At 36.2% G+C, this 17,967-nt stretch carries 22 protein-coding genes and 1 pseudogene; 14 read left to right on the top strand and 9 right to left on the bottom strand.

Annotation, left to right across the window (positions count from 1 at the left end):
- Window positions 1–32 precede the first annotated feature (32 nt).
- The 7 genes and pseudogenes from ACFO5T_RS05660 to ACFO5T_RS05630 all read left to right on the top strand — a co-directional run bounded on the left by ACFO5T_RS05660 (window position 33) and on the right by ACFO5T_RS05630 (window position 3,829).
- Entirely contained in the window at window positions 33–548 is a 516-nt protein-coding gene (locus tag ACFO5T_RS05660) for a YceI family protein (RefSeq protein ID WP_380032710.1), read from the top strand.
- An 82-nt stretch (window positions 549–630) separates the two neighbouring features.
- A complete protein-coding gene (locus ACFO5T_RS05655; RefSeq protein WP_380032708.1) occupies window positions 631–1,080 on the top strand; it encodes a DMT family transporter in 450 nt (149 codons plus the stop codon).
- Window positions 1,081–1,095: 15 nt separating this feature from the next.
- Complete coding sequence (locus tag ACFO5T_RS05650; RefSeq protein WP_380032706.1) at window positions 1,096–1,545, top strand: DoxX family protein; 450 nt, start codon at window positions 1,096–1,098, stop codon at window positions 1,543–1,545.
- Between the two features lie 14 nt (window positions 1,546–1,559).
- Entirely contained in the window at window positions 1,560–1,877 is a 318-nt protein-coding gene (locus ACFO5T_RS05645) for a GNAT family N-acetyltransferase (RefSeq protein WP_380032701.1), read from the top strand.
- A 112-nt stretch (window positions 1,878–1,989) separates the two neighbouring features.
- Window positions 1,990–2,274 (top strand): GNAT family N-acetyltransferase, encoded by a 285-nt coding sequence (locus tag ACFO5T_RS05640; protein WP_380032698.1) that lies wholly within the window; start codon window positions 1,990–1,992, stop codon window positions 2,272–2,274.
- 5 nt (window positions 2,275–2,279) lie between these two features.
- Window positions 2,280–3,174 (top strand): annotated as a pseudogene (locus tag ACFO5T_RS05635) (DUF5996 family protein).
- Between the two features lie 82 nt (window positions 3,175–3,256).
- A complete protein-coding gene (locus ACFO5T_RS05630; RefSeq protein ID WP_380032696.1) occupies window positions 3,257–3,829 on the top strand; it encodes an MliC family protein in 573 nt (190 codons plus the stop codon).
- 78 nt (window positions 3,830–3,907) lie between these two features.
- Here ACFO5T_RS05630 and ACFO5T_RS05625 read toward each other — a convergent pair whose 3' ends face one another.
- Entirely contained in the window at window positions 3,908–4,393 is a 486-nt protein-coding gene (locus ACFO5T_RS05625; protein WP_380032694.1) for a GbsR/MarR family transcriptional regulator, read from the bottom strand.
- A 122-nt stretch (window positions 4,394–4,515) separates the two neighbouring features.
- On the opposite strand from ACFO5T_RS05625, the gene ACFO5T_RS05620 reads away from it, so the two are divergent.
- The gene (locus tag ACFO5T_RS05620; RefSeq protein WP_380032692.1) at window positions 4,516–5,535 is read left to right on the top strand and encodes a DUF481 domain-containing protein; all 1,020 of its coding nucleotides are present in this window, start codon (window positions 4,516–4,518) and stop codon (window positions 5,533–5,535) included.
- An 81-nt stretch (window positions 5,536–5,616) separates the two neighbouring features.
- On the opposite strand, the gene ACFO5T_RS05615 is transcribed toward ACFO5T_RS05620, so the two are convergent.
- Together ACFO5T_RS05615 and ACFO5T_RS05610 are read right to left on the bottom strand one after the other, a co-directional pair.
- Window positions 5,617–6,291: an HdeD family acid-resistance protein gene (locus ACFO5T_RS05615; RefSeq protein ID WP_380032690.1), complete on the bottom strand. Its 675-nt coding sequence runs from the start codon at window positions 6,289–6,291 to the stop codon at window positions 5,617–5,619.
- Between the two features lie 9 nt (window positions 6,292–6,300).
- Window positions 6,301–7,158, bottom strand: coding sequence for an MBL fold metallo-hydrolase (locus ACFO5T_RS05610; RefSeq protein WP_380032688.1), 858 nt, complete (start codon window positions 7,156–7,158; stop codon window positions 6,301–6,303).
- Window positions 7,159–7,407: 249 nt separating this feature from the next.
- On the opposite strand from ACFO5T_RS05610, the gene ACFO5T_RS05605 reads away from it, so the two are divergent.
- The 3 genes from ACFO5T_RS05605 to ACFO5T_RS05595 all read left to right on the top strand — a co-directional run bounded on the left by ACFO5T_RS05605 (window position 7,408) and on the right by ACFO5T_RS05595 (window position 9,581).
- Window positions 7,408–8,877 carry an FMN-binding glutamate synthase family protein gene (locus tag ACFO5T_RS05605; protein ID WP_380032686.1) on the top strand — a complete coding sequence of 490 codons (1,470 nt, stop codon included), beginning with the start codon at window positions 7,408–7,410 and terminating at the stop codon, window positions 8,875–8,877.
- A 73-nt stretch (window positions 8,878–8,950) separates the two neighbouring features.
- The gene (locus ACFO5T_RS05600; protein ID WP_380032684.1) at window positions 8,951–9,181 is read left to right on the top strand and encodes a hypothetical protein; all 231 of its coding nucleotides are present in this window, start codon (window positions 8,951–8,953) and stop codon (window positions 9,179–9,181) included.
- On the top strand, window positions 9,150–9,581 hold the full coding sequence (locus ACFO5T_RS05595) for a hypothetical protein (RefSeq protein WP_380032682.1): 432 nt from the start codon (window positions 9,150–9,152) through the stop codon (window positions 9,579–9,581). Before ACFO5T_RS05600 ends, ACFO5T_RS05595 begins: the two co-directional genes overlap by 32 nt.
- Window positions 9,582–9,659: 78 nt before the next feature.
- Here ACFO5T_RS05595 and ACFO5T_RS05590 read toward each other — a convergent pair whose 3' ends face one another.
- Window positions 9,660–10,169, bottom strand: coding sequence for a DUF3124 domain-containing protein (locus tag ACFO5T_RS05590; protein ID WP_380032680.1), 510 nt, complete (start codon window positions 10,167–10,169; stop codon window positions 9,660–9,662).
- Window positions 10,170–10,393: 224 nt separating this feature from the next.
- Here ACFO5T_RS05590 and ACFO5T_RS05585 point away from each other — a divergent pair, with 224 nt between their 5' ends.
- On the top strand, window positions 10,394–11,266 hold the full coding sequence (locus ACFO5T_RS05585; RefSeq protein ID WP_380032678.1) for an SdiA-regulated domain-containing protein: 873 nt from the start codon (window positions 10,394–10,396) through the stop codon (window positions 11,264–11,266).
- Between the two features lie 5 nt (window positions 11,267–11,271).
- Window positions 11,272–12,000 carry a phosphatase PAP2 family protein gene (locus ACFO5T_RS05580; RefSeq protein ID WP_380032676.1) on the top strand — a complete coding sequence of 243 codons (729 nt, stop codon included), beginning with the start codon at window positions 11,272–11,274 and terminating at the stop codon, window positions 11,998–12,000.
- Between the two features lie 14 nt (window positions 12,001–12,014).
- On the opposite strand, the gene ACFO5T_RS05575 is transcribed toward ACFO5T_RS05580, so the two are convergent.
- Window positions 12,015–13,217, bottom strand: coding sequence for a phage integrase SAM-like domain-containing protein (locus ACFO5T_RS05575; protein ID WP_380032674.1), 1,203 nt, complete (start codon window positions 13,215–13,217; stop codon window positions 12,015–12,017).
- 370 nt (window positions 13,218–13,587) lie between these two features.
- Between ACFO5T_RS05575 and hemN the strand changes: the two genes are divergently transcribed.
- Window positions 13,588–14,949 carry an oxygen-independent coproporphyrinogen III oxidase gene (hemN, locus tag ACFO5T_RS05570; protein ID WP_380032672.1) on the top strand — a complete coding sequence of 454 codons (1,362 nt, stop codon included), beginning with the start codon at window positions 13,588–13,590 and terminating at the stop codon, window positions 14,947–14,949.
- Window positions 14,950–15,136: 187 nt separating this feature from the next.
- Here hemN and ACFO5T_RS05565 read toward each other — a convergent pair whose 3' ends face one another.
- The 4 genes from ACFO5T_RS05565 to ccoG are packed head-to-tail and all read right to left on the bottom strand — an operon-like array spanning window position 15,137 to window position 17,959.
- A complete protein-coding gene (locus ACFO5T_RS05565; protein WP_298347984.1) occupies window positions 15,137–15,298 on the bottom strand; it encodes a hypothetical protein in 162 nt (53 codons plus the stop codon).
- A 49-nt stretch (window positions 15,299–15,347) separates the two neighbouring features.
- The gene (locus ACFO5T_RS05560) at window positions 15,348–16,055 is read right to left on the bottom strand and encodes a sulfite exporter TauE/SafE family protein (protein WP_021778538.1); all 708 of its coding nucleotides are present in this window, start codon (window positions 16,053–16,055) and stop codon (window positions 15,348–15,350) included.
- Entirely contained in the window at window positions 16,056–16,502 is a 447-nt protein-coding gene (locus tag ACFO5T_RS05555) for a FixH family protein (protein ID WP_375252355.1), read from the bottom strand. It lies immediately after the preceding gene.
- A 35-nt stretch (window positions 16,503–16,537) separates the two neighbouring features.
- A complete protein-coding gene (gene ccoG / locus ACFO5T_RS05550) occupies window positions 16,538–17,959 on the bottom strand; it encodes a cytochrome c oxidase accessory protein CcoG (RefSeq protein WP_380032669.1) in 1,422 nt (473 codons plus the stop codon).
- Window positions 17,960–17,967: the final 8 nt, after the last annotated feature.

Genomic DNA, 17,967 nt, shown 5'->3' with positions numbered 1-17,967 from the left:
AAAATCAAATTAATAATTAAAATAATACTATTATGGCAACAACAAATTGGAAAGTAGATGCATCTCACTCTGAGATAGGTTTTAAAGTAAAGCATATGATGATTTCTACCGTAAAAGGAGCTTTTGAAGATTTTACAGCTTCTGTAGAGACTGAGAATGATGATTTTAAAAATGCACAGTTTAGCTTTAGCGCAAAGGTTGATTCTATAAATACTAAAAACAAGGATAGAGACACGCATTTAAAGTCTGACGACTTCTTTAACGTTGCAGAATACCCTGAGCTAACGTTTAAGTCTACCTCTTTTGACGGTAACACCATTGTAGGAGACTTGACTATCAAAGATGTTACTAAAGAAATTAAGCTAGATACAGATTTTAATGGCGTAGCGGTAGATCCTTACGACCAGACTAAGGCTGGATTTGAAATCACCGGAAAGTTAAACCGTAAAGATTTTGGACTTACGTGGAGCGCTGTAACCGAAGCTGGGAATATCGTAGTAAGCGATACTATTACACTGGTAGTAGATGTGCAATTTATTAAGCAATAACAATTATTATCAATAATTTTAAAGTGGAATTGGTGACATTGAGACCGATTCCACTTTTCTTCCTTATTAAAATAAGAAATCTATGAAAGCGCAGTTTGTACTCATCATTATTGCAGTACTCGCAGGAGCAGTACTACCTGTGCAAGTAGGGCTTAATGTACAATTAGGCAAGTCTGTGCACCAACCTATTTTTGCTGCATTTGCCTCATTTTTAGTGGGAACTATCGGGTTATTTATGTATTTGCTGGTTCTAAAATTTGACTTTTCTACATTAGGACTAACAAAAACCGTCTCTCCTGTGGTTTGGATTGCTGGACTACTGGGAGCTTTTTATGTCGCTGCTGTAATTATGCTTGCGCCTAAACTTGGGACAGCGCTCACATTTGTTTTAGTGGTGGCGGGTCAGATGACGGTTTCTCTTGTTTTAGACCACTTTGGCTTATTGGGACTTCCCGTGAAGCAAATTAACTGGCAACGACTCGTCGGGGTTGCCTTTCTTGTGGTTGGTGTCTTACTTATTCGTAAATTTTAAGATAAAACAATTATTATGATGTCATTACCAGAAAAATTGAAATGGGCTTATAATACAGATACAAAATGGGTACAAACCATTTTTAGACTTTTACTAGGTGCAAATCTATTATTTGCAGGTATAAGCCACCTTACATTTAACCGACTTGAGTTTGTAGCTCAAGTCCCTAACTGGGTTCCGCTCTCTACAGACTTAGTAGTCGTACTATCTGGAATTGTAGAAATAATTTTAGGTCTTTCTCTTTTAATGCTCTACAAATGGAAAGCTTTAGTAGGTTGGGCAACAGCTATCTTTTTTGTACTCATATTTCCCGGGAATATCTCACAATATATGAATGAAGTAGATGCTTTTGGGCTAGACTCTGACCGCGCTAGACTCATAAGATTATTTTTCCAGCCTGTATTAATTATTTGGGCGTTGTGGTCTACTGGTGCTTGGAAGGCATTTAAAAACAGAAACAATTAAAAAAATAATACATTATGAATGCAGCATATACAGACGTACCATTAGTCAGAAACGAAGATAAAAGGCGTTTTGAAATTGAGATAGATGGCCAGTTTGCCTTTATAGATTATAAAGAAATGCACAAAGATATTGCCCTCGTTCACACAGAAACCGACCCAGAATTGGCTGGAAAAGGCGCTGCCGCTGCGGTGGTAGAGAAGACATTACACTACCTAGATGACCACAATATCATTCTTCATCCGTACTGTCCTTATGTTTTTGGATTCATTAAAAGAAATCCAGAATGGAAACGTATCGTAAGTCCAAAATTTGATGGGTACGAGAAATTGTAGCGCACATTTATAGATACTTTAAGAGGTTAAGTTTACGCTTTCGCGAAAGCGTATGTAGCTTTATAACATCTCGCAAATAACAGGGTCATCTAATTCCTAAAACCAACAACAGATGGAAATTACACTCAAAAAAAAAGACAATAAAGGCTTTGCAATCGCAAGTAAAGATGGTAAGAAAGCGGGTGCTATGACCTATTCTAGAGCGAGTAAAGAACTCATCATCATAGATCATACAGAGGTAGAAGATACGTTTAAAGGTCAGGGCGTTGGGAAACAGTTATTGTACAAAATCGTGGCAATGGCTCGGGAAAATGATGTGAAGATTATACCGCTGTGCCCCTTTGCAAACGCAATGTTTAAGAAAAACGAGGATATACAAGACGTCCTAAAAAAATAAAACTTATGAAAACGAAAAACCTATTCCCAACATTTCCATTAGAGGATTGGACAGATACTAAAGAAACCCTGCACCGCTATTTACAAATTGTAGGTAAGCTGCGATTATCATTAATGCCTAAAGATAATCACTGGTGGCACATTACATTATATGTGACGAGTAATTGCGTTTCTACCGGTCCTATTCCTAATAATGACTTTACCTTTGAGGTAGCTTTTGACTTTATAAACCATAAATTAAGGCGATCATCGCTCTTTTGACTTAAAAGACGGGCTCTCCGTAGCCGATTTTTATAAAAATCTGACTAAAATGCTCGAGGAGTTACACATCGAGTTTGATATTCTAGCAAAGCCGTTTGATTTATCAGATAGTGTTCCTTTTGATCAATGCACGATGCACCATTCTTACGATAAAGAAGCGGTACATAAGGCGTGGCAAATTCTGGTTCAGGTAGATATGGTTTTTAAAGATTTTAGTGGTAGGTCGTATAGCAAGACCTGCCCTGTTCATATCTATTGGCATCACCTAGACCTTGTGGTCACTCGTTTCTCTGGTAAAAAAGCACCAGATATGGGTGATGTATCTCAAGTTGAAAAAGAAGCGTATTCTCACGAAGTAATTAGTTTTGGCTTTTGGTTCGGTGACGACACGATTAAAGAGCCTGCATTTTACTCCTACACCTACCCTTCTCCAGAGGGTATAGACAAAGAACCATTACAGCCCAAAAGTGCAAAGTGGCAGGATTCCAACGGAAGCCCAATGGCGTTGTTATTGTACAACGACATTAGAAATAACGCAGATCCAAAACAGGACATACTCGACTTTTTAGAAAGCAGTTACCAGGCTGGAGCCAAAAAAGCGGGTTGGGATATTGATGCGCTCACGGTAGATCCCAAATAATTTAAAACTTCACCTCCACATAAAATCTTGAAAGACCTTAACAATAAATCATTTTAAAGGTAGTTTGACAAAAAAAACATATATGAAAAGACTAATTATAACGGTAGCAGTTTTAGGAATTATAGCCTTGAACTCCTGCCAAGAAAAGACTGACAGAGACAATACTGCACCACAAGAAACCGTAAAAACCGAAAACGAGGACATAGTAACAATAACTTCTACAGATAAAGAAGGCAACAAGCTAGACATAACTTATAACAATATAAAGGGAACAGCGACGCTCAATTTTAAAGGTGTAACTATTGAGCTAGAAGCACAAAAAGCAGCCTCGGGCATCTGGTATAAAAATGACACCTACGAGTTAAGGGGAAAAGGCAACAATCTTGAATTACAGAAGGATGGTCAAACAGTCTTTATACACCAGGACAACATCGTAAATGTTGTATCTAATGATCAAAAAGGAAATACGCTGAACCTAACTTTTAATAATACAGAAGGTACTGTAAAAGCACATCTTAATGGTGGTGAGCAAATTGACTTAAAGCAGGAAAAAGCAGCCTCTGGTATTTGGTACAAGAATGAGAATTATGAATTGAGAGGAAAAGGGGATAGTTATCTTTTGGTTAAAAACGGTGTTACCGTTTTTCAGAACTAATAATCGGCATCCTTAATTGATAGTTATAGGCGGGCTTTAAAAGATCGCCTTTTTATATAATTAAATACCTAAAAGAATTTAGTTCTCGCTTTCGCGAAAGCGTTGCATCTCTTTTATAACATCTTCTAAAAGTTCCTGCTTTTTAAGTAAATAGGTGTGGAAAATACTTCCTACAGAAGCTTCATTTGTAAACTTCTCAGGATAATATTTCTGGTTGTAACCGTTTATATTACTTACCATAGACATTTCCAGATCTATTTTTTGAAGCTCGGCTTCAAGGGAGGTTAGTTGTGCGTATTTGGCAAGTTTAAAATAACGTTTTCTATCACCAGGTTTTGTGTAGAAGGTAATGTAGTTAAGCTGAGTGAGCACATTAATATTAACCGAGGTGGAACTTTTACTAGCTTTAATGGTTTCTCTTATCTCTTCAAAAGTAAGCCCATCTACTGAGGATAAAATAAGTAGCGCATAGATTCTAGAAGCTAGTGGTGAGAGTTTGAGACGTTCTTCTATACCGATACCTATTTGCTCTATGAGTTGAGCCTGTTCCTTTATTTGAGACATAATTTTAATAGTATTACTTAACTTTTACAAAAGTAAGATTAGTTCGCTTACCTGCGAACTTAATTAATAAAATCTTGTAAAATTATTAAAGTTCGTATTTTTGCGAACTAAAACTACAAAACTTGAAATTTAAGCCATTCTCTCTACTACTCTCATTACTTGTATTCCCCAACATTCTATTTGCTCAAAATGATACTATCGTTGCCAGCAACGGTCAGGTAGTCATTGGCTCGATAAAAGAAATGTACAAAGGTGTACTTAAATTAAAAACAGACTATAGTGATAGTGACTTTACAATACAATGGTCTAAGGTAAAACGTATCTCTTCTATAAAAGAATATATCATATCGTCTACAGATGGTGAGATTTACAATGGTTCTTTACGCAGTAAAAATAATCAAGTAGTGTCCATTATTAATAGTGATACTATCACTACCAGCTTGCCACTTGAACAGATCGTTTTTTTACGAACGCTGAAATCCAATTTTTTAAGTAAGCTATCCGCATCACTTGCCTTTGGTTATAATTTTACAAAATCAAATAATCTCAGCCAGTTTAACTTGCGAAGTACTTTAGGCTATAAGGCTCGAAAATGGACGATAAATGGAAACTTCAACGGAATTTCGGCCACGAGGGATGAAGTGGAAGACGTGCAACGTCTAGATGCTGCCCTGTCATACCGCTATTTCCTTAGGAAGGATTGGTATCCTCTTGCAGAAGTAAACATACTAGCAAATACCGAGCAAAATATTGCGCTACGCACCGTTACCAGATTAGGAATAGGAAAATATATTAAACGCACAAATAGTATGTATTGGGGTGTACAGGCAGGTACATCTTATAATAATGAGCGCTTTACAGAAGGTGACCCTACTTCTCAAAATAGTTTAGAAGGATTCATAGCCTCAGACCTCAACCTTTATGATATAGGGGATTTGAGTTTACTTACTCGTGTAGTCGCTTATCCTGGAATCACTGAGTCTGGAAGACTTCGTATGGATGCCGTCTTAGACCTACAATACGACTTACCACTAGATTTTTTTGTAAAACTGGGCTTTACGATTAATTATGATAATCAGGCAATGCTCACCGACACGGATTATGACTACGTTTTTCAGACCTCATTTGGCTGGAAGATTTAATATCTTTAAGTGAGTATAGTAGGAGTGCGCTTTTGCGAAAGCGTATAAGAAAATTTAATCTTTTGACGGTTTAGGCGTAACTTATTTTCTTTTCTCAAAATCTTCGTACATTTCATCTGCAAGATTTTTTAGACCTTCGTCAAAATCTATAGGAGGTTCATTAGATAATTTATGTAAGTCCTTCAATTGTAGTGAAAAATAGATGTAAAATAAACCCGATAAAAATAGGTTAAACCGAATCAGACTGAGGATAACTTCAAATTTAGATGATACACTATATAGGAGGAAAGAAGAGGAAAATAGACCTACAACGCTCAATAACAACATAAATGGCCAGTTTGCACTTCCCAGATTTTTAATGTTCATAGTAAAGCTTATCGCTAAAAAAGACCGAATAAATATCATAAAACCTACCGCATAAACTAAAAGTGTTGTTGAAATATCATCGCTCATTAATAATAGCAATCCGCTAATTATAGTAATTACTCCATTAGTTAAGTGTAATGCCCAATTAGAAATGAAAATTCTATTAATTAGTGCAAAAGTAATTTCTAAAATACCACATAAAAAAAAGCTAATGCCAAAAAATAACACTAGCATAGCGAGTGGGTCTTCTCTATTATAAAGGGTAAATGTATTTACAAGGAGAAATACAAAACCTACAATAGAGGGTAAATACCAGTATTTAACAGCTTGCCTTAAGGGTTCTAGCTGAATGCGCTTATTTTTAACTAAATCAATTTCCTTTCTATTCATTAATGGCTGTTATATTTTAAATTCTAAACCCTCTTTTGCAAGTTCACAATTAGGAAATCTAGCTTGGCAATGCTTTTCCATATTTTCAAGAAACACATCATTGTGCGATGGATCGTGATGGGTTAAAACGAGATTTTTAACGTTAGCAATCTCAGCTGTTTCTATGGCTTGATTAAAACTACTATGTCCCCATCCACGGTGCAAAGCGATTTCTTCATCTGTGTACTGTGCATCGTGTATTAAAAGATCTGCTCCTTTACAAAAGTCTACCACTTTCTGGTCTAGCGATGTACCGTGCTCAAGGTCTGTACAAATAATGATAGATTTACCAGCTGCTTCTAGACGATAACTAAAAGCTCCACCTGGATGCTTGTGCTCTCGATAGCTAAAGTTTACAAGTCCGTTTGCACTAAGTAACTTCTCTGCCTCCTTATAATCCAAAAAATTAAGTGCGCAACCCATATTCTCTAATTGCACAGGAAAAAATTGCGTTTGCATCTGTAGCGCAAAAAGATCTTTAACCTCATCTATATGCAAATCTTTTTGTGGGTAAACGATGCCTATTTTTTGATTAGGATTATATGCCGGAGAGAAAAACGGAAACCCCTGAATGTGGTCCCAATGTAAGTGTGTAAAAACCAAAAGTATAAAATCTGCCTGCGGTATTTCACCAGATTCAATATCGGCCGCAAGTCGGCGTATACCCGTTCCCGCATCAAAGATGACGATCATCTTACTACGGTCATTTATGAGTAAATCCACATAGATACACGTGGTATTACCACCGTATTTTTGAAATCCAGGCTCACAAACAGGAATTGACCCACGACCTCCGTATAATTTGATATTCCAAACTGGAGAATTCATTAATTTTTATTTAACTTTAAATTAAGCTCTTAATAGTTCATAAAGTTACGAACTTCATTAAGTTCTTGGTAATTTTGTCAAATAAAATTTCGAAAGATTTTATTATCACTTTCGTTAAATAATAGGCTTATGAAAGTTAGAGAATATTTTATAATTATCGCTGTATGTATCACCTTGGCCACTATCGGCACCGCTAATTTTTGGCAACCAGCGCTATGGCTTTTTATTATATTTGGTCCGCTTATCGTTATGGGTTTACTAGATATCACCCAAAAAAAACATACGATACGCCGTAACTTTCCGGTACTAGGACGCTTTAGATATCTACTTGAATCTATACGTCCTGAGATTATGCAGTACTTTGTAGAGACAGATACTGAAGGGAGACCCATAAATCGTATTCTAAGGTCTTTAGTGTATCGAAGAGCAAAGGGTGAAAATGACACAGAGCCTTTTGGTACTCAGCTAAATATCTATCACTCAGGATATGAGTGGCTAGAGCACTCTATGTATGCCAAGCAAAATCCTCAAGAGATAGGCGAATTTCCACGTTTATTAATAGGTGGTAAAGACTGCAAACAGCCGTATTCTTCCAGTCTCATTAATATTTCGGCTATGAGTTTTGGGTCTTTAAGTAATAATGCTGTCGAAGCTCTTAATAAAGGAGCAAAAATGGGCAACTTTGCTCATAATACGGGAGAAGGTGCTATAAGTGATTATCACTTAAAGCACGGCGGAGATTTGATATGGCAAATAGGTACGGGATACTTTGGGCGTAGAAAAGACGACGGAACTTTCAATGAAGTGACGTTTAGAGAAAATGCTTTGAAACCAGAAGTAAAAATGATAGAAATAAAGCTATCTCAAGGAGCAAAACCAGGGCACGGAGGTATCTTGCCAGCCATTAAAAACACAGAAGAAATAGCAAGAATAAGACACGTACAACCTGGTGTTGCCGTACACTCGCCTCCCTCCCACTCGGCTTTTTCTAACCCTATACAGTTTATGCATTTTATAAAAAATTTACGTGAATTGTCTGATGGTAAACCAGTAGGATTTAAACTCTGCTTGGGACGTAAACAGGAGTTTATGGATTTTTGCGAAGCGATGCTTGCCACAGGTATTTTACCAGATTTCATCACTGTAGATGGTGGTGAAGGTGGTACAGGAGCTGCTCCTGTAGAATTTTCCAACTCAATGGGTATGCCATTGCGAGAAGGACTTGTGTTTGTGCACGATACTTTAGTGGGCTTTGGATTGCGTAAAAACATTAAAGTAATTGCAGCGGGCAAAATAATAACTGGTTTCCATATGGCAAGAGCCATCGCGTTAGGAGCAGATGGATGTAATAGCGCGCGTGCTATGATGCTTTCTATAGGATGTATACAGGCTCTGCAATGTAATAGTAATACGTGTCCCGTAGGTGTAGCAACACAAAACAAATCGCTTGTAAAAGGGCTTGTTGTAGATGATAAAGCACCGCGAGCAAGAAGATACCACGATGCTACAATAACTAGCTTTCTAGAGCTTGTGTCTGCCGCTGGTCTTAATGGACCTGAAGAATTGGACAGAAGCTACATAAGTAAGCGTGTGGGTGCATTTGATATAAAAACCTATGATGAAATCTATCCGTATATGAAAGAAGGGGCGCTGCTTAATTACGAAACGACCCCAGAAGATTATAAAAAGTTTTTTAGACTTACGCGGATAATGAGGTAATCATTATTGTATTTTTTTTATATTGAAAATGAGCCAATTAACTATTATATCGTTTATGAATTAAAATAAATTTATGAAATCTTTCCCTTTTTTAATCATCCTTCTTATTATAACAAGTAGCTGTGGCTCCGCTAAGCTTAATCATCAGTATAGAAACCCTAATACTATAAATATTAAGATAAACAAAGCGCTTATTATTGGCGTTGTAGCAGATACAGACCTGCGCAATCTCTATGAGGGTACTATCAAGCGTGCATTTAAAAAAAGAGGCATTGAGGCCGAAAGAAGTATTGATTTTTTTTGAGAACTCTTTTACAAAAAATACAAAGAAAAAAGAGGAACTTAAAATCATAAAAGAACAGTTGGTCAGAGAAGGATTTGACGCAATACTTATTACAAAAATTGTAGGACGAGAAAAGCACCTTAGTGTTAAAGATGCCTATAAAAGATTTGCAAGCAAAAGCCGATCTTTCATTGATTATTACTACAATAATCAGTTTAATAACGTAGTAACATTGCCTGAGCGTCTTCAACTTATTTCTACGGAAACGTCGCTATATTCTCTTACCTCAAATCAGGAACGGGAATTACTATGGCGAGGTGAAATAGAAGTTCAAGATGTCTCAAAAGTTAGAAGTAATGTGACGAGTTATACAAGGTTAGTTATTAAGAAACTTAAAGAACAAAATGTAGTTATTTTTTGAAAATTAAACTTACAATACAAATCATTCTATCTACTATTAACTTTTATATAGGATAATAGCAATGAGTTATTAGTTCTTTTACTTAATCTTCTTCCCTGTTGTCACAAAAGAAATATTCTGATTTCCATAAGTGCTTATCATCACAGCTTCAATTATAGGTTCATTACCGTTTTGATTAATTTGCCAATCGAAAACAAAATTTGCTCCAGTTCCCCCTGCTTTATCTACGCCATCTATGACAATCTGCACCGTTTCCATAGGGTTGATATATATAGTTTTATCAAAGTAAGTGCGTATAGGCTCCCCGTGCGTATTATAATAAATAGCCTTATCTATGAAAATACGTTCCGTAAGATTTGGGTTATGCAGGCTCACAGTAGCGGTAAGGTCCGCTTCATCCTTTTCACTTCGCATATAAATCTGAGAATAAATAGATAGAAAAGTGCTACCCTTTTCTAGCGATTCTGGTAAAGCGCTTTTGACAGTTCTTTTTGACCAATTATCGGCATTTGTTGAACTCAGTTTACGAGGTTCTTCACAAGAAGATAAGAATAACAGGGCAAAAATAAGGGAGTATAAATACTTCATAAGTAAGGTTGTTTATTGTTGAAGGTTAATTAAGATCGCTATACAGCTACCACAATTACTAAATCTATAAATAGTTTAGAGATTAAAGATAAGTTAAAGCAATAATTATATACGTATTAGGTTCATAACTTTAAGAACTTTGATTATATTTTGATCTCAAGATCTTCTCAGACGACTGCCTCAAGATACCGAGCAGGAAGTAATATTTTAAACCGTACAGACTTATGTCAGTGAAAACAATTAAATACATTGTTATAATTATATGCTCCTTAGTAACTCTGGGAGCCATACTTGCCTTTTCTATAGAACATACTTTTACTCCTAGTGACAAGAAAGATAAGAAATATGATTGCGAGATTACCCAGAAGTGGCGTCTCCCAAAAATTCTTGGCGAAGTGAGTGGTATTGCTTGGCTGTCAGAAAATGAAATAGCTTGTGTTCAGGATGAAGACGGGATCATTTTTATATATCATTTAAAAGCAGATAAGATCATTGAACAAATTCCATTTGCAGGATCTGGGGATTATGAGGGTATTGCCATCTATAATAACGATGCTTATGTGATGCGCAGTGATGGAGTGATATACGAGATATTACGCTTTCGCGAAAGCGATAAAAAAATATCAAAACTTCAGACACCTTTCTCCGCAAAGAACAATATGGAAACCTTGGTATTGGATGCAAAAAATCAACATCTTATTACTGCTCCAAAAGATAGAGATCTCGAAGACGACTCGTTTAAAGGACTATATCATATTCCGTTAGATACTAAAAAGATGAATAGGCAGCCCACTATTAGGATTAATATGAACGATGTGGCTTTTAAGAGTTATCTTAAAAAGAAAGTATATAGAACCTTTAGCCCTTCTGATGTTGCGATACACCCGAAGACGGGTCAATACTATGTGCTAGAGGGTATAAACCCAAAATTGGTTATTTTAGATAAAAACGGCACAATCTTAAAAGTTTATGAACTTGATAAGAAAAGTTTTGCGCAGCCAGAAGGCATTACTTTTAGCCCTGATGGAACGCTTTATATTTCTACGGAAGGAAAAGGCGGTGATGCTGCTATATTCAAAGTGGTCTTAGACAAATAAGTAATATGCAAAAAGAGCTCAAATCAGTAATTAAACAAATCAAGAGGTTATTATCGAAGTACTACAGAAAGTACGATGATAGAATTCCTTATTTAATTACAGTTCTTATCACAGCTCCTATTGTGGTAGGCGGTATAAATTTATTTCTTGAACTTACCGAAGATTTGAAATCTGAATACTTAGTTACCTATGACGCTTCTATCAGTGAGGCGATAGCGAGCTACAGAACACCATCTCTTACGCAATATTTCATATACTTAACAGATATTGGTAATGCCATAGGCTACTTGATAGTTTTCTCAGTATGCACACTGATATTTTATCTCGTTTTTAAAAACTGGCGATATGTAGCACAAATAGTGCTAGTAATGGTATTAGCATTGAGCTCTAACTTGATATTAAAACAAATAATTAATAGAGCAAGGCCAGAAGCAGAACATCTAGTTACTGTTGAAACGCTTAGTTATCCAAGTGGACACGCTATGATGGCAATGGCCTTCTATGGAATTTTGATTTACCTAATCACTCAGTTTAATATTAGCAAGATTTGGAAATTTCTAATTATACTATTATTAGCCGTTCTCATTCTTAGCATTGGCATAAGTAGAATATACCTTGGTGTGCATTACCCTTCGGATATAGCAGGTGGATTTATTGCAGGATTTATTTGGGTAGTCTTTTGTGTGATGATTTTTAATTTAATGAATTTGTTTAAGCGGGATGCTGCGACTTGAATTTATTACAAATTTTAAAAATTTACAACACTATCTAGCGCATCATCCACATCATCTTGCATAAAGTTGGACTGATACATAATAGTTGTTGTGACTGATGAATGACGATATAGCTTTTGTAGCATCTGGATAGGAATTTTGCTACCCGAAATGTTACCAAATGTATGTCTGGCTATGTGCATACTCAATTTTTTTTCGATTTCTAATTTATCGGCAATAAGACTTAAACGTCTATTAAAATTTCTAGTTACTGTCTTAATTCTCGTACGCAGATGTCTTGGATCCTCTGGATTTACCATACTTAGCTCCTCAAAAACAAAATCGTTCTTACTATCTCTCTTATATAAATGAAGAATAGGCTCTACCTTCTGCGGAATTTTTAATGATACAAGCTTTTGATTTTTACCCATTCTATATCTCAAGCGATTATCTTTAAAATCAGACCATTTTAGTTGCAATAAATCTCCAACTCTAATTCCTGCAAAATAAAAACTTACAAGCCATACATTAAGTGCGTGTCTTTGGGCAGGAGAAATATCTTCAACAGATTCAAGAAGTTGCACTTCCTCTATTGACAATCCTATTTTTTGAGATTCTAATATTTTTATTGTGTACCCTCCTTTACCAAACGGATAAAAGTTGTGTTCTGCCCACTTCTCTCCAATCGCAATGTTATATATCGTTCTTATTGATATCATATAATTAACAATAGTTCTATGTGCAAGTTTGATATCGTTTTTAAGGAAGGCTTCGAATCTTTTAAGTAAGTCAACGGTGATCTCATTGAAGTGCAACTTATCTGATTTCGCGAAAGCTTTAAACCTATTCATTCGTTGTTTTACAACATCAGCTTGGTGAAATTGACCTCTCTCTTTTATTCTCTCAATTTGCATCTCTACAGCGCTGAAGAAATCAAAACGCTCATTTCGAACAATATTCGTTTTTATGGTCTTTACAGATTGATATTTGCTTTCGGATTCAGCACTCAAAAGTCTTTTGTTCGCTTCAGTTAGTTTAGATAAAATGAGCTGATTTATAAACATAGCATCCGGATGGGATTTTCTGACCAAGCCATTTCGTTCATCCCATTGCCTCTTATCAATATACTGTCCGATGTATATATATGATGTTTTTCTATCTTTTGTCATCCGTACCGCAATTGGGTACAACAAACGTGAGTTTACTTTGTTCCGTAATACTGCCTGAATAGTTGCCATAACTGTCTTATTGGACTATTAAGGTACTATTTTTTTTGGTACAACATAGGTACAACAAATCGCAATTAAGCCTATATTCAGATGAGTACAAATATGTATAAAATTTACTCAACGTATTGATTTTAAACAGTTTTGAATCAATTTAAACTATATAGATGAATATTCATAACCCGGAGGTCGGGGGATCGTGCCCCCCTCTCGCTACCAAGTATAAGAAACAGTTACATTTTTATGTAGCTGTTTTTTTTGCTTTAAAGCATAACTAAGCTTATCACTACTAGAGTTTCCTTTACACAAAAAACGGGTTTATGATATTTGTCATAAATCAAGTATTGTGCTCCTCCTATTTTTGAAAAAAAACCAAAAATAGATGTGCACTCTTATTTCAAAATATAACGTAGCAGGACCTAGATACACCAGTTACCCTACTGTACCCTACTGGGACAAAAAACAATTTACTCTCAAAGGGTGGAAAGAGACCTTAGTAAAAAGTTTTAATGAGAGTAACGCTACAGAAGGTATAAGCATATATATACACCTACCATTTTGCGAGAGTATGTGCACCTTTTGTGGTTGTAATAAGCGCATTACAAAAAATCACAGTGTAGAGATTCCTTACATACAATCTGTACTCAAAGAGCTCACGCTTTATGTAAAACTTTTAGGTAGTACTCCACTAGTTAAGCAATTACATCTAGGTGGTGGCACTCCTACTTTCTTCTCTCCAGAGCACCTAGATAGACTACTAGATGGAGTCTTTAGCCTCACCAACAAAGCCACAGAGTTTGAGCTAAGTTTTGAAGGACACCCCAACAATACCACAAAAGAACATCTTGAAACGCTCTATAAACAAGGCTTTACCAGAGTTTGCTACGGTGTACAAGATTATAATGAAACTGTTCAAAAAGCTATTAACAGAGTACAGCCATATCATAATGTAAAAACGGCAACCACAGCCGCAAGAGAAGTAGGATACAGCTCTGTAGGTCACGATATTATATATGGCTTACCATTTCAAACGCAAGATGATGTGATTTTTACCATCTCACAGACCACACGCTTACGTCCAGACCGCATCGCATTTTATAGCTATGCGCACGTACCGTGGATGAAAGGTAACGGCCAGCGTGGCTTTTCTGATCAAGATTTACCCTCTGCAGAGCAAAAGAGAAAACAATATGAGATAGGTAAAAAAATGCTAGTCGAGGCAGGTTATGTAGAGATAGGTATGGATCATTTTGCTTTAAAAAATGACAGCTTACACACTGCACAACAAGAAGGTAAAATACATCGCAATTTTATGGGGTACACCTCCAGTAAGACACAAGTAATGATAGGTCTAGGTGTATCTGCTATTAGTGATAGCTGGTACAGCTTTGCTCAAAATGTAAAAAATATTGAGGAGTACCAGCAGCTAGTAGAAGACGGTATTCTTCCTATCTTTAGAGGGCATTTACTTACAGAAGAAGATCTAATTATAAGACAGCATATTCTTAACTTAATGTGTGAGTTTAAAACCTCGTGGACAGATCAAAAACTACACTTCGCAGAAATACCGGATGTACTTATAAAGCTTAAAGAACTTGAAAATGACGGATTAGTTATCATAAATAATACTAGTATACTAGTTACAGAAAAAGGAAGACCATTTGTACGTAACATATGTCTACCATTTGACCTACGCCTGCAGCGCAAAAAACCAGAGACACAATTATTCTCTATGACCGTATAACCTATAAGTCATAATAATGAAAAAAGGAGGAATCATCTTAATAGGTGATTCCTCCTTTTTTGTTTTTAATAACGCTTTCGCGAAAGCGTTCTAAACCTAAGCACCTCCTTAGACTTTAATAAACATTAAAGCAATGCGTATATCTATCACTTTATAGACTACTCGAGTACATAAAGCGCTCAATATACTACCCATTATTTGTATCATCTTCTTCTTGGTTTGTAGCAGATTTACCGTTACGAGACATACTATATACGATAAGTACCATCGCAATACACACCACGGCAAAAACGCCTATTAACATTGCTCCCATTCCCCAGTCTACGAGTAGTAATAATGAATTTTTCATAAGTTTAAAGTTTAGAGGTTGTAAAAAAATCTATGTTTAGTAATAGCTCTTAGTGACACGCGTGCTGCGCGGCTATTTTTTCTATACGCACATTTTCTGAGGGAGAGATATAAGGAATCCCTAAGCCCATACCACGCAGTATAAACAGCACACCTATTATAACTACAAATACAGGAATCGCTTTTACTATGCGTTGTTTAATCGTTCCTTTTAAAAAGTTACCTAAGTAAATAGCTGTTGTCATAAGTGGTATGGTCCCTAGTCCAAAAATGGCCATATAAAGACCACCCTGTAAAGCATCTCCAGAAGCCAGCGCTCCAAAAACTGCCATATACACAAGTCCACAAGGCAACAACCCATTAAGATACCCAATGGTAAAAAACGTTGCTGGATCTTTCTTTTTAAGCGCAGCTCCCATATTACTTTTTACTTTCCCCACTAGTTTATATATGGGTTTTGAGATGCTATACTTACTTAAAAATCGTGAAGGAATAAGTATTACAGCAATCATTAAAACACCTATGGCAATAGACAAATTTTGCTGAAAACCAAAGAGGTTAAGACTCTTCCCCACTACCCCAAAAATGAGACCTATCACGCTGTAGGTAAGAATTCTTCCTGCGTGATAACTTGATAATTGAAAAAAGCGCTTTACGGGGTTTTTACGATCTACAGGTAACATAAACGCAATAGGCCCACACATCCCTACACAGTGAAAACTCCCTAATAAACCGAATATGAGTGCAGACCAAAGCATTTAATAACTTATTGATTTTTTATACATATAATCTTGATCACCATCACTCCAGGTGATTGTGATATTCCATCTTCCAGCAATGAGTTTATGATCTGGTATGAGCTGTTTACCATCTGTGATGGCAAGCGGTATTTCAAAATCTAACAGCTCATTAGACGGTCTATATAAGGAGACAGTACCCTTTATGGAACTAGCATCTATAGATGCTGGAAATGTAAGTAACCATCCCTCTGGAGTAAGTATTCCATTAATTTCACCTTCAAGAAGATTTGCATTAGTTTCGGCATCTATTTCGGTTTGATACTTCATTTCTTTTGCATAATACTCTTCGGTTACCAGATCGTGACTATACTTCTTATCTGTACTCATTGTGATGACCATATATAGTATGAAAGCCATAAATGAGATCATTCCCACTACAATACCTTTTCCCCAGTTCCACTTCATAATTGTTCTTTTTTTGCTTTCGCGAAAGCGTTATACTATCTATACATTCTTGGTCCTAAAAATGAGGTAACCGTTGTCTCTATAAGCTCATCACCGCTATACACCTCAACCTCTAGTTGTTCTTTATCACTCTTAATAGCGCTTGCATTTATCTCAATAAACAGTGTGCCTTCTGCAAGACCTTGACCGCTTATATCAAAAAAATTGCCTGAGACAACCTCTATAGTCCCTTTGTGAGAAGCAAGTTTAAAGTACACATCATTTATATCTTCTATGGTTTTATTAACTAGCTTAAAGGTGTACACATTGCTTATCATATTATCTGCCTTGTGCTCATAAAGTTGCCCTGGTAATCTTAAGATACGTGCCTCTACATCGTTACGTAAAAAGAGCATCCCTATAAGTACCGCTATGAGAATACCTAGTACAGCTGTATAGCCCTTGAGTCTAGGTGTAAATTTGAACTTTTCTTTTTTCTCAATATTATCTTCACTTGCATAGCGTATAAGCCCTGTGGGAAGATTTACAGCCTCCATCATATGGTCACAGGCGTCTATACAAGCAGTACAGTTTACACACTCTAGCTGCGTGCCATTACGTATATCTATACCTGTAGGACATACGTGCACACAGGCAAAACAGTCTATACAATCACCTTTACCTGTAGTGGCGCGTTCTTCATTTTTTTTAAATTTTGCGCGACCTTCTTCCTTTTCTCCTCGTTTGTGATCATAAGCCACTACAATAGATTTATTATCTAGCAGCACACCTTGTAGACGACCATAAGGACAAGCGATAATGCATACTTGCTCTCTAAACCACGCAAATATGAAGTAGAATACACCTGTAAAAATAAGTAATGATACTAGTGTGCTTATGTGCTTAGACGGTCCATCTGTGATATATCTTATAAGCTGGTCACTGCCTATGAGATAGGCAAGAAACACATTTGCTATAAGAAAAGAGATGATAAAAAATATAGACCACTTAAGGGCTCTTTTTTTTATTTTCTCCTTTGTCCACGGCATTTTTTTAAGTCGTATTTCTTTCCCTCTATCACCATCTATCCAGTACTCAATACGACGAAAAACCATTTCCATAAATATGGTCTGTGGGCATACCCAGCCACAAAATAATCTACCAAAGGCAACGGTAAACAAAATCACAAAAACCACCCCAATAATCATCATTATTACAAACAGGTGAAAATCTTGTGGCCAAAATGGGTAGCCAAAAATATTAAAGCGACGCTCTAATACGTTAAACATTAAAAACTGGTTACCACCTATTTTAATAAAAGGCGCACTAAATAAAAATAAGAGCAATACATAGCTTACATACTTGCGGTACTCATACCACTTACCGTCTGGCTTTTTAGGAAAAACCCAAGCACGTTTACCCTCCTCATTAAGAGTACCTATAGTGTCTCTAAAGTTATCTTGTCCTTGCTCTGCCATACCGGGTA

This window comes from Dokdonia genika, assembly GCF_042652845.1.
GTDB lineage: Bacteria > Bacteroidota > Bacteroidia > Flavobacteriales > Flavobacteriaceae > Dokdonia > Dokdonia donghaensis.
The sequence above is the reverse complement of the archived record's forward strand: the minus strand, read 5'-3'. Positions and strand labels throughout refer to the sequence as shown.